The organism is Pseudomonas sp. SP16.1 (genome assembly GCF_052682975.1).
In genome coordinates this window covers 1048157-1064939 of sequence record NZ_JBQYFZ010000001.1, presented here as the reverse complement: position 1 = coordinate 1064939, position 16783 = coordinate 1048157, and the positions used below count along the sequence as shown (strand labels likewise).

The window sequence follows — 16783 nt, the reverse complement described above, 5'->3', positions numbered from 1 at the left end:
ACCTCGAAATTCTTGTAGGTATTCGGCGCAACAGCTCGCTAGACAAAGGCGCAAGGCAACACGCCTGTCTTGGCTGGGAAGGACGGGGCTACCATCGGAAAGCTTGGTTTGCCCCCCAAAGTGCAGAACTGCTCGACTAGGCGCAGTTCGCCGACTCCCCCTGTGCCGAGCGAACACGCGTACCGCGGATCAGGTCGGCGGCCTTCTCGGCGATCATGATGGTCGGAGCATTGGTGTTGCCGCCGATCAAGGTCGGCATGATGGATGCGTCCACCACTCGCAGCCCGTCGATCCCATGCACCCTCAGCTGCGAGTCGACCACCGCCATAGGATCGTCCGCTGGCCCCATCTTGCAGGTGCTGGTGGGGTGGTACTGAGTATCGGCACGCGCGCGAATGTCCTCGATGAGGCTGGAAATGTCGCCACGGTCGGCCGGATAAAGCAGCTCGCCACGCCAAGGCGCGAAGGCCTTGTCAGCCAGGATATCCATCTGTTTCTGCACACCCTTGACCAGCACGTCCAGGTCACGCTCGTCGGAAAGGAAGTTAGGATCGATCTTCGGCGCGGCACGAGGGTCGGCACTGGCCAGCTTGACCGAGCCACGACTATAGGGTCGCAGGATATCGACATGGCTGGAAAAGCCATGGCTGGTGTGCATCTTGCGGCCGTGGTCGTCGACCAGAGCGATCACGAACACCAGTTGCAGATCGGGCACGGTCACTTCGGGCGAGGAACGGAAAAAGGCCCCAGCCTCGGCGATCGAGCTGGCGATCATGCCGCTGCGCCGTTTGCGCCACTCAAAGACCCCCTGGGCCATCTTGACGAGGCCGCGAGGAGACAGGCCGAAGCTCTCGCTATCGCTGCGGGCGGTGTAGCTCTGCACATGGTCGAGATGGTCCTGCAGGTTTTCGCCGACGCCCGGCAAGTCGTGCACCACCGCAATCCCCAGGCCCTGAAGTTCCCGTGCTGGGCCAATTCCGGACAATTGCAGGAGTTGAGGCGAGCCGAATGCGCCGGCACTCAGAATGACCTCACGACGCGCGCGCACCTGCTTCAGTTCGTTACCCTGATAGTAGGCGACGCCACGGGCGCGCTTGCCTTCCATGATCAACTTCGCTGACAAGGCATGGGGCTTGACGCACAGATTGGAGCGCGACAGGTTGGGAGTCAGGTACCCCTTGGCAGCACTGCAGCGCTCACCGTTTTTCTGTGTGACTTGGTACATGAAGGAACCGAACTGCTCGGGCCCGTTGTAATCGGGATTCGGGGTTAGACCATGGTTTGCCGCCGCCGCGAGAAAAGCTTTGCTCAGGGCGCTCGGGCTGCGCAGTTCGGCAACGTTCAGCGGCCCACCGGCGCCATGATAGATGCTGGCGCCGTGGGTTTCGTTGTTCTCCGCGCGCTTGAAATACGGCAGCACGTCCTCGTAGGACCAGCCCGGATTGCCAAGGCTCGCCCAATGGTCATAGTCCCAGCGATTACCGCGTACATAGAGCATCGCGTTGATCGAACTCGAGCCACCCAGCGTCTTGCCACGTGGCTGGTAGCAGACCCGATTATTCAGGTGCCGTTGGGGCTCGGTGTCGAATGCCCAGTTGTTGTAATGGGTGGCGACCATCCCGACGAAGCCGGCTGGCGCGTGGATAAGCACGCTTTTGTCCGGCCCACCCGACTCCAACAAACAGACCGTAACCCCTCGGTCCTCACTCAGTCGGCTCGCCAACACGCTCCCGGCGGAACCGGCTCCCACTATCACGTAATCGAACTCTTCGTTACTCATCGCTCACTAATCTCTCTGCCAATTCTTCGTGTCGTATCAGGCAGGCAATTGCCTGCAGTACCGGGGGCTGGACACAGTCGTCCGCAGCCGCAGGGCGACAGCCCCGGCTAGTCGATCTTGGTGCCAGGCAACAGCTCGAAGTCCGGTGTGAAGCTATCCAGTGACGTGAGCAGCAGATCGAGAGGTTTGCGGTCGCCGACGAAGGTCGCCTTGCCCGCCTTGAGCAGGTCATCGAAGCTGGCCGCCCCGCTCATGACCGACTCCAGGTCGCGGCGATTCACGGTAATGCTCAGGTCGGGGTTGGATGCTTGCTGACCGCGGATGTTGGTGAGGGTGGCATTGCTCAGCTCCACGACGAACTGCTCACCATTGTCGGGCGTATGCAGATTGATGATCGCCTGCACGCCCTCCACCTTGTTGCTGTTCAAACGTACGCCAAGGACATCGAGCCACAGCCCAGTGGACATGCCGCGTATGGTGTCCGGCCCATCAGCCTTAAGCACGGCGCCCTTAGGAATGCCGTTGCGCAGCTCATAGGCAGCGGCGAGAAAGGTATTGCGCAGGCTGGAGCTTTCCTTCTGATAGCCGATCTGCTCGTAGGCGTCGGCCAGCAAGTCCTTGGCGGCCCGGTTTCCGCGCTCGGTCTGGACCAGCTTGTCGAGCAGCTCCGCGACCTGCCGGTACTCGCCCTTCTCGTACAGCTCGCGGCCCTTGGTCAGGATCTTCTCGGCACCGCCCATCATCTCCACGTAAAGCGGAGCCGACTCCTCGGGAGACAGGGGCGTCAGGGTCGCCGGATTGCCATCCCAATACCCCAAGTAGCGATTGATCACGGCGCGACTGTTGTGCTCCTCGGAACCGTGATAGCTGCGTGCCGCCCAGTTTTCCTGCAGGCTCTTGGGCAGCTTGTAGACATTGTGGATTTGGTTAATGGTCACGCCCTGATTGGCATGGTTCAGGACATTGTTGTTCAGGTGGGCATAGGCATCGCGTTGCGCGCGCATGACCTCCTGGATGCGCGCATTACCCCAGCGCGGCCAGCTGTGGGAAGCGAACATGTAGTCGGCGCGAGTGCCGTAACGGTACAACGCCTCGTTGATATTCTTCGACCACAGCAGAGCATCGCGTACCAGCGCGCCGCGCAGCGTATATATGTTGTGAATGGTGCCTACGATGTTCTCAGCCGCCCAGAAGGCTTTGAATTGCGGGAACCAGGTGTTCATCTCCGACGGGGCTTCGGTTCCGGGCGTGTTCTGGAATTCCATGATCACACCGTCAATCGTCAGGGTTTCGAAGTCTTTCTCGATGTACCGAGTCGGCGGGATCAGCCCCATGGTACCGACGGCAACGTTCTTGCCGATGGCCTGGTCGACGTGACCGTAGGGGCTACGCGGCAACATAGAGCCGTACTGAAGGAACATCCGCCGAATCATCGCATTGCCGGCGTACACATTCTCGGCGACGGCGTGCTCCATGAAGCCTACGGGGGCGATGACCGGGACCTTACCGCTCTTCACGTCCTCTACGTCCACTACGCCATGCGCCCCACCGAAATGATCCCCATGGGAGTGCGAATAGACGACTGCGACCACCGGACGCGCGCCAAGCGTTGCGTTGATGAAGTCGAGCGCGGCCTTGGCTGTTTCCTTGGTTGTCAGCGTGTCGAAGACGATCCATCCGGTATCACCTTTGATGAAGGTGATATTGGCAAGATCGAAGCCGCGCACCTGATAGATACGCTCGGGTACCACCTCGTATAGGCCATAAGCCATGTTGAGCGTGGCCTGACGCTGCAGCGACGGGTGGATGCTGTCGAACTGCTTGCCCTTGAGCAGATACTCGTAGCTGCCCATGTCCCAGGCTACGTGGCCGGCCTCGGCCTTGATCTGCTTGTAGGGCGGAGCGGCGATAAAGCCTCTTTTGGACTCCTCAAAGTCGCGCTCATCCTGGAAGGCGGAGCTCTTGCGCAATTCGCTCTGGAGTTTGGCGGTAAACACCGATGGCGCCTTGCCCTTGACATCGAAATGCCCATCTATGGCAGGGGCTGCCTTTTCGCTGTTGCCCGCAGCATGGGGCACTATGCCTGGGGCCCCGGCCAACAGGGCGGCCAATGCCAGGCCAGTGAGGCCGTTGAGACTACGGGGTGACTTACTCAAGCGCTTCATCTTGTTTTCCTCTCTCCGCCCGGCAGGCAGAGGTGTATGGGTAACCGCACCACCACGGCATACCCTTCTCCAGAGAGCTGGCATACGCCGTGTCATTTACGCCGGCTGGTCGGCTCGACCGGCATCACGCCTCCGCATGCTTCGGGTTATAGGCCCAAGCTGGACTTGTTCTTGAACCCGGTTCAGGCACCATGGCTGCCGGGGGCTCAGAACGATGAGGGGACGTCGTTTCGGTAATTACCACCGTAACGCGACACTCATTGTTTTCGTCAAAACCTTCTGGCTAACTGAGGTACCTCAGCAGAACATCCGCCCCTCTAATAAGAAGCCAGCCAGAGAATTAAGACCATGCGGGAATCGGCCAAAATTTCGGGAGAAACGGTCAAACCACAGATCACGCGTTTTCATCGTGGCTCGATGGGCAGAATCCTGGAACGCTATCTCAAGTTAAAAGGTGAAACGGAGCGGGATTTCAGCCTGGTTGAACTGGAACAACTTTGGCAGCGCGCCGCTCAAATCGACCCAGCCATTGGCCTGCACTTGTTCGAACACTTCACGCCGCAGGATTGGCATGTTCTGGCGTATATAACTCAGTTCCTCGAAAAGGCCGGAGATTCGTTTTTAGTATGGGAAAAATATGCCCGACTGGCCTCAGAAATGGACAGAATTCATCGAGTGGAGGATGGAGGATTGATCGGTGTGGAAATCAATATCGAGGCTCCCGACGAAGTCGTGCGTTATATCACTGAACACTACTCGGTGATGTCGCTCACCATGCTGCGTCGCGGCACCGGCCAACATATTTTCCCGCAGCGAGCTCAATTCAAACATGCTCGTCCCTTTTATTATCAAGAATATGCTCGATACTTTGGCGATTCAGTTGAGTTTAATTGCCCACACAATCGCCTACTGTACGCCCCCGGGACCGCGAAGCTACCTATGCAAGGTAGTAACAGAGGGCTGGTCGAAGTCATCTTCAGCGAACTTGATCGACGTATAGCCCAGCGTCGCCAACTCGACGGCTGGGCCGGCAAGGTGGCCGCTCAAATCCGACAAACACTCATAAGCGGAGTAACCCCAAGCCTCGAAAGCCTGGCCGAGACCATGCACCAGAGCCCACGAACCTTACGCCGCCGCCTGACGGACCAAGGCTTCAGCTTTCGCCAAGTTCTCGATCTGGTCCGCGCCGAGCTGGACCAAAGCCTGGAGTTACAAGGACTGAACAGAGCGCAGATCGCCGAGCGGCTTGGCTATAGCGAAACCACGGCATATCTGCATGCGCGCAAACGTTGGCGCGAGAGCCACACTAGCTGACCTGTACGGAAATCCTCAAAAAGACACCGGCCGAAGCCGGTGTTAAGAAGAGGGCTGCCACACATGGAGTATCAGATGCAGCCCAGTATTGCTTTAGTCTCGAGGAACTCCTCGAAGCCGGCTTCGCCCCATTCGCGGCCGTTACCTGACTGCTTATATCCGCCGAACGGCGCCGTCAGGTCGATCGACGCGCCGTTGAGGTGCACGCTGCCGGTGCGCAGGCGCAGGGCGACCGCACGGGCGCGTTCGGCACTGGCACTCTGCACATAACCGGACAGGCCGTAGATCGAGTCATTGGCGATGGCGATGGCCTCGTCGAGGTCGTGATAGGGAATCAGGCACAGTACCGGGCCGAAGATTTCCTCGCGGGCAATGGTCATGCGGTTGTCCACTGCACTGAACACCGTCGGCTTGCAGAACAGCCCCCGCTCCAGCCCCTGGGGCTTGCCAAGACCACCACAGACCAGTCGCGCGCCCTCCGTCATGCCGAGTGCGATTAGCCGCTGCACGCTGTCGAACTGCCGCTGGTGGGCGATCGGCCCAACCTCGGTGCTGCCAACAAAGGGATCGCCAAGACCCAGCTCAGCGCACACGGCAGCGGCGATGGCCTCTGCGCGCTCAAGCTGCGTCGCCGGCACCAGCATCCTTGACGGGGCGATGCAGGTCTGCCCGCTGTTGCTCATCATGCTGCGCACGCCCTGAGTGACTGCCTGCTCAAGGTCAGCATCGTCGAGGATAAGGTTGGCGGACTTCCCTCCAAGCTCTAGCGATACGCGCTTGATAGTGCTGGCCGCGGCCCTCGAGAGCTGTGCGCCGACCCCGTTGGAACCGGTGAAGGACACCATGTCGATACGCGGATCGCTGGCCAGTTGCTCGCCGAGCTTCGCTCCTTGGCCGTTGAGCATGTTGAACACGCCTCTGGGTACACCGGCTTCGTCGAGGATCTCGGCGAGAATAGTCGCCGAATAGGGGGAGTTCTGGCTCGGTTTGAGGACGATGCTGCAACCCACCGCCAGCGCCGGGGCGACCTTGCACACCAACTGGTTCATCGGCCAGTTCCAGGGGGTGATCAGCGCGCAGACCCCAATCGGTTCACGCACCACCTCGGTGCTACCCTGACGACGCTGAAAGGCGAAGTTCTCCAGCACCGCCTTGGCCGTCTGAAAGTGCCAGAGCCCGGCCGGCGCCTGCAGCGGGCGGGACAAAGCCTCCAGCGGAGCCCCCATCTCCAAGGAAATCGCGGCGGCGATGTCGTCCAGGCGCCGCTCGTAGATGCGACAAATGTTCTCCAAAAGCTCCAGACGCTGCTCGCGGGAGGTGCTGGCGAAGAGAGGAAAAGCGCGCTGTGCCGCCTCGATGGCAGCATCGACCTCCGCTTCCCCGGCCAGGGCGATATACCCGGAAACCTCGCCATTGGCTGGATTGATCACAGCCTGGCGAAGGCACTGGTCACTGGCCTGCCGCCACTCGCCATCGATGTAGAATGACTGGAGATGTTGATCAGATTCAAACATTCAGTATCTCCCGATACACGAAATTTTTGAGCCTATGTAGAGACGAAGCGGTTGAAGGTAGCCCGGCGTTCTGCCGGGCTAGCCCCATGATTCGCCTAAACAACAGGCATAGAGTCAGCGGATACCGCTGGAGCGCAAGGCAGCGGGGGTAAAGTTGTTTGCGCTGACCTTGTCGAGGAACTGGACGTTCTGCTTTTCTTCATTGCTCAGACCGAGCGTCAAATAACGCCCCGAGACCAAGTCATAGAGTGCTTCGGCCACATACAAGCGGGTGCCCTGGATATAGTGCTGCAGATTGTGTCCCTCGGCAGATCGCCACAATTGGCCGCGACCGTCGTAATGGTCAGCCAGCACGATCATCCAGCTGTCTTCATCGAAATACAGGGTGCGCTTCGAATAGATATGCCGCTGACCCGGCTTGAGCGTGGCCTCCACCTCCCACACACGGTGCAGCTCGTAGCGCGCAAGTTCCTGGTTGATATGGCCAGGCTGGTGGATCTCGGCATACTTGAGTGTTGTAGAGGAAAGCTTGTAACTGTTGTACGGCACATACATTTCTCGCTTGCCGACCAACTTCCACTCATAACGGTCGGGGGCACCGTTGAACATGTCGAAGTTATCGACGGTGCGCATGCCGTCAGCCGCGTTGCCGGGGCCGTCATAGGAGACCTGTGGTGCACGCCGAACCCGACGCTGACCGGCGTTGTACAGCCAGGCCAGACGCGGCTCCTTGACCTGGTCGATGGTTTCATGGACCAACAGTACGTTCCCAGCCAGCCGTGCCGGTGCGTCAATGACCTGCTTGTAGACAAACAGGAGGTTTTGCGCCTTGTCCGTATCGAGGTCGCCCATGTCGGCAGGAAACGCGAGCTCATCGACGAACCGGACTGGAGTGAAACTGCCATTGGCTTGCGGCGTGGCCTGAATGATGGCTCGGCGATAATTGCCACCGCGATAGCGGGTTACATGGTTCCAGAGTACTTCCACCCCACTCTTGGGGATCGGAAAGGCGTAATAGCGACTCTCGGAAAACGCCCCCAGACCATTGCCCCCCGCGATCGCTTCGGTACTCGCGGCGCTCTTTTTCGCCGCCTGATAGACCTCTTCCGGCACGGACGTGGTTCTGTGGCTCGGGTAGACCGGCATGCGGTAAGTGTCCGGATAGCGCTTGAACATCGCCAGCTGGCCGGACGACAGCTTATCTTTGTACTGCTCGACATTTGCCGCAGTGATGACAAACAGTGGTTTTTCCGCAGCGAAGGGGTCGCTGAGGAAACCACCTCCATCCACCTGCCCGGCGTCTTCCGCCAAGCCACCGGTCCAGGCAGGAATACTGCCGTCTGCATTGGCCGCAAGCTCTGCCCCCAACGGTGTTAGCTCGGTACCCAGGAGCTGTACCTCCTCTGGAGTGACTTTGGCGATGGCCGTCCCTGTCATCAGCGTCAAGCAGAAGGCGCTCTTGAACAACAGTTTATTCATTCTCATTACAGATCTACCTCGGGGGTTACGGCTCAGAAACTCACACCAAAGCTCAGAGACACGAAGTCTCTGTCAGTGACCGGGTTGTAGTGACCACCAAAAAAGTCGGTGTAGTTGAGGCTGGCGGTGTAGCGGTTGTCGTAATCGGCATTCAGACCAAGGCTGATAGCCTTGGCCCCCTCATTGAAGTTGGGGCCGTAACCATCCACGTCATGGGACCAAGCGACACTCGGCGTCAGGTTGATACCAGCGAAGACGTTGCTGTAGTCGGCGCTGGCGCGTAGGCGATAGCCCCAGGAGTTGCTGGTGAAATAGCCATCGGTGTTGCACTCACCGGGGTTGGCGGTATTGAACAGGCCCTGACAGACAGCACCGTTCAACGCCCCAGACAATTGCCCCTGGCCATAGATGGAATCGCGACCGAAACGCAGGTCGTCACCGTCAGCCGAGGACAGCCCCGCGATATGGTTGAAACCGGCCTCGCCCACCAGGGTCAGGCGACTGGCGCCAAGCACCCGGTCGACGAAGTGCACCACCGTGACCTGTGCCTGGGTGACCGGCTTGCGTTCGTAGCCATGAATTTCGCTGCCCACCACCGGCTGGACATGCCCGCTGGCGTAGAGCGGATTGCCCAGTGCCGGGGCAGGAAACAAGGCGGCCAGGGTCAGATCAGTGCTGTTGATCTGTAGCGGCACATTGGGCCGGTAGCTGAGCTCGCCGCTGACCGAGGTACCGCCGATGTTGGTCTGGAAGCTCAGGCCGTAGAGGCGGATGTCTTCGGGGTATTCGATAAAGTACTGCGCCTGCACTGCCCCAGTGGCAGGATCGCGGGCCGTGCTGCCGACCAGGGTGCTGAACACCGGCAGACGGCTGTGGTAGTTGAGGGCGTAAAGACCGAATTCGGTGTCGTTAAGCTCCGGCACGTACCAACGCAACGCCATCCCATACTGCCCCTGATCGCGGGCATCACGATCGCCTGCGCGGGGCAGGAAGGTGTAGCCGGCCGCGGGGGCGGGATTGAAGTCGTTGCCGCCTATAACCAACTTGTCGCAGCCATCGGCCACCACATCGGTGGTGGAGAAGAAGGTGCCGCAGTTGTCGACGACCGTCTGGTCCCACTCCAACTGGTAGAAAGCCTCCAGGGACAGGTTGTCGTTCAGCCCCTGGGACAGGTAGAGCATGCTTACCGGAATCAGGCCTTCCTTGATCTCTGCTCCGGGCCGGCGGAAGGCCGCGACATCCACCGGGTTAATGCTGTTGATGGAGTTCTGGATGAAGGTGCTTTCACCCCAGCTGACGACCTGCCGGCCGAGGCGGATGGACCCCGGGTTATCGCCAAGGCTGTAGTTGTGATAGACAAAAGCGTCGAGCAATTGGGCGCCGGATGATTGCGCGCCCTCCTTGCGGTTGTCGTCGCTGATGTCGTAGAGCAGGCGGTGCTCGTCCTTCAGCTCGAAGTCGTACCAATACTTGCCGCGGAAAAAAGCGCCGCTGTCGCCGTAGCGCAGCTCCAGGTCATGGATGCCCTTGAAAATCTTGGAGAAGCTCTCGCCCTTCTTGAAGTTCAAACGACCGTCATCAGAAGTTCGCGCGGAAGCCTTGCCACCATTGGCCACGGCGATGAAGTCGGGGTCGGCGCCCCGCACGGCCCAACTAGCGCCGACGGACAACTGGCTGTCGAATTTGCCTTCGATCTCGCCGAGGCTGAAATCCACTGCATGGGCACTGCTGGCGGCCCCGCTCGCAACGGCTATGGCCAGGGCCAGACGCGCAACGGGGGGCGCGGACATCTTGCTTGTCATCAACTACTCCAGACTTGTTATTTTTGTTGGCGTGCAGCAACGGCGGGCCGGAAACACCAAGGGGATTGAGGGAGGCCGAGCTATCCGTTGCACGGCGGATAGTGGCCGCAGCCCCCTGTGCTGTCCGTGATCGCTACGGTCAGATTGCTGGTAGTAATGGCCAGATATCTGCCGGGCTGGAGATATGAGAATGGGTTAATGCGAAGATCGAACTGGTCCAGTCATGGCTGGGCCCTAGCCCCCTTGTCCAGCCGGATAGATCACCAACGATGACCTTCCTTATCAATGAGAGCCAGTTGCGCCCGCCGCCTCCACCGGCCAAGGCACTGATGCGTCCACACCTGATCCGGCGCCTGACCGACGCTCATTCACAGGCCGGCCGCTTGGTCCTGCTGTGCGCACCGCTCGGCTATGGCAAGAGCTGCCTGCTCAGCCAGTACGCCCACAGCCTGTCAGGCTCCTGGTCCTGGTTGCGTCTCACCCGGGCCGACAACCAGCCCTTGCGCCTGCTCCTGCATCTGCACGCGGCCCTGGGTTTGGGACCGCTCGAGCACCCTTCCCTCGGTGCCGATGAAGACGGCCTGTGGAACACTATCCTGAATCGCCTGGTGCGGCGCGGCGAAGCCTTCACCCTGATCCTCGACGACCTGCAGTTGCTGCGCTCCAGCCGCGCCTGTCAGTATCTCGACCAGTTGCTGCGCTTCGCCCCCGCGGGCCTACACCTACTGGGCGCCAGCGAAGGTCTGCCACGTCTGGCACTCAGCCACCTGCGCCGAGACGAACGGCTGTGCCTGCTGGATGCCCGCGACCTGGCTCTGGACAGCGAGGAAACCCGTCAACTGGCCAGCGCCCGCGGCGTCGAGTTGAACACCGACGCCATCTACCAACTGCGCGCCGGCAGCGAGGGCTGGATCAGCGGAGTGCTGTTCTGGCTAGCCGCCTATCGAGAACAGGCCGTCCCGGACAATCCCCAGGCGCTGCGCACGGTCACCCTCAAGGCCTATGCCGATGTGGCACAGTTCCTCCATGAGGAACTGCTGCGCCAACTGCCGCCGCAGCTGCAGACCTTTATCGAACGCACCTCGGTGGTTCAGGCCTTCGATACGCGCCTGGCACGCAGCCTCAGCGACTACGCCGAGGCCAGCCAGTTGATCCGCCAATTGCAGCGCGCCGACCTGTTTATCGAGCAATGCCCCGGCGAAGAACTGGAATACCGTTACCATCCGGCTCTGCGCAACAGCCTCTACCAGCGCCTACGCAGGCGCGCCCCGCAGAAATTACGCGAATTGCATCTGCGGGGCGCAGCCTGGCTGCTAGAACACCAGCGATACGCGGAGGCCATCTACCAATTCGGCCGGGCCAAGGACTTCAATGCGATGCTGGCGACCGTCGAGCGCCATTGTTTCGCCCTGCTGCGCGAAGGACAGGTCAACGCCATAGTCGACTTCCTCGCCGAGCAATCCGAGCAGAGTGGCGGCGATCATTTCACCCTGGCCGTCACCGAAGCCTCCACCGTCATCGTCACCAACGACTTCGCCCGCTCGCGCATCTGCCTGCAACGCCTGCAAGACCTGCTGCGCCATGAAGGTGTGACTCGCCACCCCGAACGCATCCACCAGACCATCGCGTTCCTGCGCAGCCGACTGGCATTTCTCGGAGGCAACCTGGTACACGGCCTGACACTGGCAAGCCAAGCGCTGCAACACTATCCCCAGCACAACGCAGCCGGTTCGGTGCTGCACTTCAACCGCGCCAGCTGCCTATTCGCCCTCGGCCAATTGACCGAGGCGCACCGCGAAGGAGCCCAGGCTCTGGAGGAGCTGCAAGGCTTCGGCTTCAGCGGCTACACCAACCTGTTGCAGCTGCTCCTCGGCCAGATCGAGCTGGCCCGGGGACAATTGGAAGCCGCCAGCCGGCGTCTGCACCATCTGAACGACGAGCGGCCGGCGAGCACCTCGCGCAACTTCTACGAACTGTTTCGTCACCTCGGCCAGGGGCTGCTGCTGCTGCAACAAAACCAGCTGGGCCAGGCCCAGCAGTGCTTGAGCCAGGCCGAGACTGTGGCCGTGGATTTTCCCCACTGCGCCGGACTGCCCTGGGTTTTCCACCACCAAGCCTGCTTGTACGCTGCCCAAGGAAAGCATCGCCAGGCCCTGGCCCGCTGGGACGAGGCTCGCCGTTTGGCCCGCCAGTACCAGCTATTCAGCCTTTACCGCCTGGCTGGCGCCTGGCGCGTGCGCCTGGCATTGCGCGAGCAGGACCAGGACTTTGTCCTACTCTGGCTGGAGGAGTGGCACTGGTGCCACCGCCGCTACGGCGAGGATCTGCAACCCGAGGAGTGGCTGGCCTATGCTTGGGTCCAGCGCCACCTGGGCCAGCACGAGGCCGCCCGGCAGATCACCACCAACCTGCGGGAACAGGCAGAGGCCGAGCACAATCTGCGTCTGCAACTGGAGCGGCTTTTGCTGGAAACAGCCCTAAACCAAGATCAGGATGACACGCCGGCTGCCCTGCGCTGCCTCGATCATGCCCTGCGGTTGGCCGAGCGGCACGGCTTCGGTCAGTTGCTGCATAACGAAGGCCGCGAGCTGGTCGACCTCCTGCGCCAATTGCTGCTGCCGCAGACCCGCCAGCAGCTCGGCCTGGATCAGCCGCCATCCCGCGAACGCCTCGCCCCGCTACTGCGCGGGCTGCGGAGCGAGGACGACGCACACAGTCTGATCGAACCCCTAACCCGCCGCGAGCAGGATGTGCTGCGCCGCATGGCCCGGGGACAGAACAATCAGCAGATCGCCGAGGCGCTGTTCATCAGCCTGAGCACGGTCAAGACCCACATCAACAACCTGTTCCGCAAACTCGACGTCGGCGACCGCGACGCAGCCCTGCGCAAGGCGCGCGAGCTCAGGCTGCTGGAATGAACTCCACCCGCCTGCTCGTACTTTTCCACCCGCAAATCCATCCCCGGTTGGACGCGCACTTCCTCCCGCCGGGTTAACAATCCGGGCATGCCTTTGCTGATTCAAGGATCGCCCCATGCCCATCTACCAAGCCCCGCAACGTGACATCCGCTTCGTCGTCCACGAGCTGCTCGACCTGCCCGGCCATTACCAGCAACTGCAGGGCTGCGAGCCTCTCGAGCGCGAGACCCTGGACGCCATAGTCGAGGAAGGCGCGAAATTTGCGGAGGAAGTGCTGTCGCCGCTCAACCCGGTGGGCGACCAGCATGGCTGCCAGTGGCAGGACGGCCAGGTCAGCACCCCGCCCGGCTTCGCCGAGGCCTATCGTCAATTCGCCGCCAATGACTGGCTGGCCCTGGACAAGGACCCGGCCTACGGCGGCCAGGGCCTGCCGCCATCCCTGGGCAGCGTGATCAGCGAGCTGCTGTTCAGCGCCAACCATGCTTGGACCATGTACGGCAACCTCAGCGGCGGCGCCATCAGCACCCTCAGCGCGCATGCCGAGGAGACACTCAAGCAGCGCTTCTTGCCGCCGCTGATCGAGGGGCGCTGGAGCGGCACCATGTGCCTGACCGAGGCTCACTGCGGTTCCGACCTCGGTTTACTGCGCACCCGCGCCCAGCCCCAGGCCGACGGCAGCTACACCATCAGCGGCAGCAAGATGTTCATCTCCGCCGGCGAACACGACCTGACTGAGAACATCCTGCACCTGGTACTGGCGCGCATCGAAGGTGCCCCAGCCGGGGTCAAGGGCATCTCGCTGTTTCTGGTGCCCAAGATCGCGGTCAAGCTCGACGGCAGCCTGGGCGCGGCCAACGGCGTCAGCTGCGGCTCGATCGAGCACAAGCTGGGCATCCACGGTAACGCCACCTGCGTGCTGAACTTCGACAATGCCAGCGGCTACTTACTGGGCGAGGCCAACCGTGGTCTGAATGCCATGTTCACCTTTATCAACGAGTCGCGCCTGGCCGTGGCCCAGCAAGGCCAGGGCCACGCCGAGGCTGCCTTCCAGGCAGCCCTGCGCTATGCCCGCGAACGGATACAGATGCGCGCCACACCGCGCCTGCGGCCCGAGCAGCCAGCCGACCCAATCATTTCCCACCCGGATGTGCGGCGCATGCTGCTGACCCAGAAGGCCTATGCCGAGAGCGGACGCATGCTCACCTACGCCTGCGCCCAACTGGTCGATGTGTTGCACCACGGTGCCTCGGCCGTCGATCGCGCCGCGGCCGAACGCCGTCTGGCGTTGCTCACGCCGATCACCAAGGGCTTCCTCACCGAGGCCGGCAACGAGGCCGCGCAACTGGGCATCCAGGTGTTCGGCGGGCATGGCTACATCCGCGAATGGGGTATGGAGCAGATCGCCCGCGACGTGCGCATCACCTCGATCTACGAAGGCACCAACAGCATCCAGGGTCTCGATCTGCTGACCCGCAAGGTGCTGGCCGACAACGGCGAGGCGCTGAATGAGCTGCTGACTGAAATCGAGAGTTTCTGCAACTCCGACCAGGCACCTACTGCTCTGGCACAACCGCTGGTTCGGCAAATCGCCGCCTGGCGCCAGGTCAGTCTCTGGTTGAGCCAGCACCAGGGTGACGATGCCGACCTGGTTGGCGCCAGCGCCTTCGATTACCTGATGCTCGCCGGCTACTGCCTGGTCGGCTACTACTGGCTGCGCGCCGCCGCCCTGGCCGAGCGCCAACTGGACGCCGGCAGCAGCGAGCGCGAGTTCTACCTGGGCAAGCGCGAAACCGCACGTTTCTACCTGCAGCGCCTGCTGCCCAGGGCGACGCTGCACCGCGAATTGATCGGGAGCGGCAGCGCCAACCTGATGGACATCCCCGACGCCGCCTTCGCGCGCTGATCCCAATCGACGCACTCCGACTCCCTGCAATGCTCCAGTCGAAGTGTTTTTGGCCGTCCCACGGCGGCCTTTTTTATTCGCTCAACCCTAGTGTGAGGCACCATGACCGACCTGTTGTTTAACGAGCGTGAGTTGCGTTTCCAACTCTACGAACTGCTCGACAGCGAGGCGCTGCTGCAGCGCCCGCGCTATGCCGAGCACGACCGCGAGGTGTTCGACGCCACCCTGAACACCGCCCGGGAAATCGCCGCGCAGTACTTCGCCCCGCACAACCAGAAAGGCGATGCCAACGAGCCGACCTTCGACGGCCAACGGATCACCCTGATCCCGGAAACCCAGGCCGCCTGGAATGCCTTCGCCGAGGCCGGCTTTCTCGCCGCCCACCACGACTTCGCCGACGGCGGCCTGCAGCTGCCGGAAGTCCTGCTGCGCGCCTGCATGGCCTATTTCAATGCGGCCAATATATCCACCACCGCCTACCCCTTCCTCAGCATTGGCGCGGCCAACCTGATCAAGAGCTTCGCCGCCCCCGAGTTGCAGGCGCGCTTCCTCGCGCCCATGCTGGCCGGTCGCTTCAGCGGCACCATGGCCCTCACCGAGCCCGGCCAGGGCTCGGCCCTGGGTGACCTGCGCATGCTCGCGCGGCCAGCGGCGGATGGCAGTTACCGGCTGTTCGGGCAGAAGATGTTCATCTCCGGCGGCGACCATGAGCTGACCGAGAACATCGTGCACATGGTGCTGGCACGCATCGAGGGCGCGCCGGCCGGGGCCAAGGGTATCTCACTGTTCCTGGTGCCCAAGGTCCTGGTGGACGACGAAGGACAGCTCGGCGCGCGCAACGATGTGGCCCTGGCCGGCCTGCTGCACAAACTGGGCTACCGTAATACCACCTCCACCGTGCTCAGTTTCGGCGAACGGGAAGGAGCGGTCGGCTATCTGGTGGGCGCGCCGCACCAGGGCCTGGCCTATATGTTCCAGATGATGAACGAGGCACGCATCGGCGTCGGCCTGGGCGCGGCCTGCCTGGCCTACCAGAGCTACATCCATGCCCTCGCCTATGCCCGCGAACGCCCCCAGGGTCGCCTGGCCTCCAGCAAGGATCCGAGGACGCCCCAGGTGCGCATCGTCGAGCACGCCGACGTGCGGCGCATGCTGCTGATGCAGAAGGTCTATGCCGAAGGCAGCCTGGCCCTGTGTCTGTATGCCAGCAGCTTGGTGGAAGACAGCCACAGCGCGCCCGAGGCCAGCCTGCGCCAGCAGGCCGCCGAGCTGCTCGACCTGATCACGCCCATGGTCAAGACCTGGCCGTCGCGCTATGGCGTGATCGCCTCCGATCTGGGCATCCAGGTGCTCGGCGGCGCCGGCTACACCCGCGAATACCCGCTGGAGCAGTACTACCGCGACAACCGCCTGAACCCCATTCACGAAGGCACCGAGGGCATTCAGGGCATCGACCTGCTGGCGCGCAAGCTGGGCCCGCGCGGCGGCGAAGGTTTCACCCTGTTCATCGACGAGGTCGAGCGCAGCCTGACTACCGCCCACGGCCTGACCGACTGCGCCCCCTTAGCTGCGGCTTTGGGCGACGCCCTCGGCATCCTGCGCCAGGTAACTGCCGAGCTGCAGGGCCAGGTGGCCGCCAACCCCGACCCGGGTCTGGCCAATGCCACCACCTACCTGGACTTGTTCGGCCGGGTGCTGGTCGGCTGGATCTGGCTACGCCAGGCGCTGGTCGCCAGCCGCGCCCTGGCAGCAGGTGCCAACGGCAGCGAGCACGACTTTTACCGCGGCAAGCTGCAGGCCGCGCGCTATTTCATGGAATGGGAGCTGGCCCAGGTGGAAGTTCAGGCGCGTCTGCTCAGTTCCGCCAACCGCACCTGCTTCGACATGCAAGACGCCTGGTTCTGACTC

The 16783-nt window shown here is 62.0% G+C and carries 9 protein-coding genes; 4 read left to right on the top strand and 5 right to left on the bottom strand.

Annotation, left to right across the window (positions count from 1 at the left end):
* Window positions 1-136 precede the first annotated feature (136 nt).
* Window positions 137-1780 (bottom strand): GMC family oxidoreductase, encoded by a 1644-nt coding sequence (locus tag ACUTAF_RS05250; RefSeq protein ID WP_445578980.1) that lies wholly within the window; start codon window positions 1778-1780, stop codon window positions 137-139.
* A gap of 107 nt (window positions 1781-1887) precedes the next feature.
* Entirely contained in the window at window positions 1888-3945 is a 2058-nt protein-coding gene (locus ACUTAF_RS05245; protein ID WP_445578979.1) for an alkyl/aryl-sulfatase, read from the bottom strand.
* Window positions 3946-4293: 348 nt separating this feature from the next.
* Here ACUTAF_RS05245 and ACUTAF_RS05240 point away from each other — a divergent pair, with 348 nt between their 5' ends.
* On the top strand, window positions 4294-5259 hold the full coding sequence (locus ACUTAF_RS05240) for an AraC family transcriptional regulator ligand-binding domain-containing protein (protein ID WP_445578978.1): 966 nt from the start codon (window positions 4294-4296) through the stop codon (window positions 5257-5259).
* A 71-nt stretch (window positions 5260-5330) separates the two neighbouring features.
* Here ACUTAF_RS05240 and ACUTAF_RS05235 read toward each other — a convergent pair whose 3' ends face one another.
* The 3 genes from ACUTAF_RS05235 to ACUTAF_RS05225 form a co-directional block, all read right to left on the bottom strand.
* Window positions 5331-6773, bottom strand: a complete 1443-nt coding sequence (locus tag ACUTAF_RS05235; RefSeq protein WP_445578977.1) for an aldehyde dehydrogenase family protein — start codon at window positions 6771-6773, stop codon at window positions 5331-5333.
* A 114-nt stretch (window positions 6774-6887) separates the two neighbouring features.
* Window positions 6888-8252, bottom strand: a complete 1365-nt coding sequence (locus tag ACUTAF_RS05230) for a DUF1329 domain-containing protein (RefSeq protein WP_445582406.1) — start codon at window positions 8250-8252, stop codon at window positions 6888-6890.
* Between the two features lie 32 nt (window positions 8253-8284).
* Entirely contained in the window at window positions 8285-10054 is a 1770-nt protein-coding gene (locus ACUTAF_RS05225) for a DUF1302 domain-containing protein (protein WP_445578976.1), read from the bottom strand.
* 269 nt (window positions 10055-10323) lie between these two features.
* On the opposite strand from ACUTAF_RS05225, the gene ACUTAF_RS05220 reads away from it, so the two are divergent.
* The 3 genes from ACUTAF_RS05220 (at window position 10324) to ACUTAF_RS05210 (ending at window position 16780) form a co-directional block, all read left to right on the top strand.
* A complete protein-coding gene (locus ACUTAF_RS05220; protein ID WP_445578975.1) occupies window positions 10324-12972 on the top strand; it encodes a LuxR C-terminal-related transcriptional regulator in 2649 nt (882 codons plus the stop codon).
* 115 nt (window positions 12973-13087) lie between these two features.
* Entirely contained in the window at window positions 13088-14875 is a 1788-nt protein-coding gene (locus ACUTAF_RS05215) for an acyl-CoA dehydrogenase C-terminal domain-containing protein (RefSeq protein ID WP_445578974.1), read from the top strand.
* Window positions 14876-14977: 102 nt separating this feature from the next.
* Complete coding sequence (locus ACUTAF_RS05210; RefSeq protein WP_445578973.1) at window positions 14978-16780, top strand: acyl-CoA dehydrogenase; 1803 nt, start codon at window positions 14978-14980, stop codon at window positions 16778-16780.
* The last annotated feature ends 3 nt before the right edge of the window (window positions 16781-16783 follow it).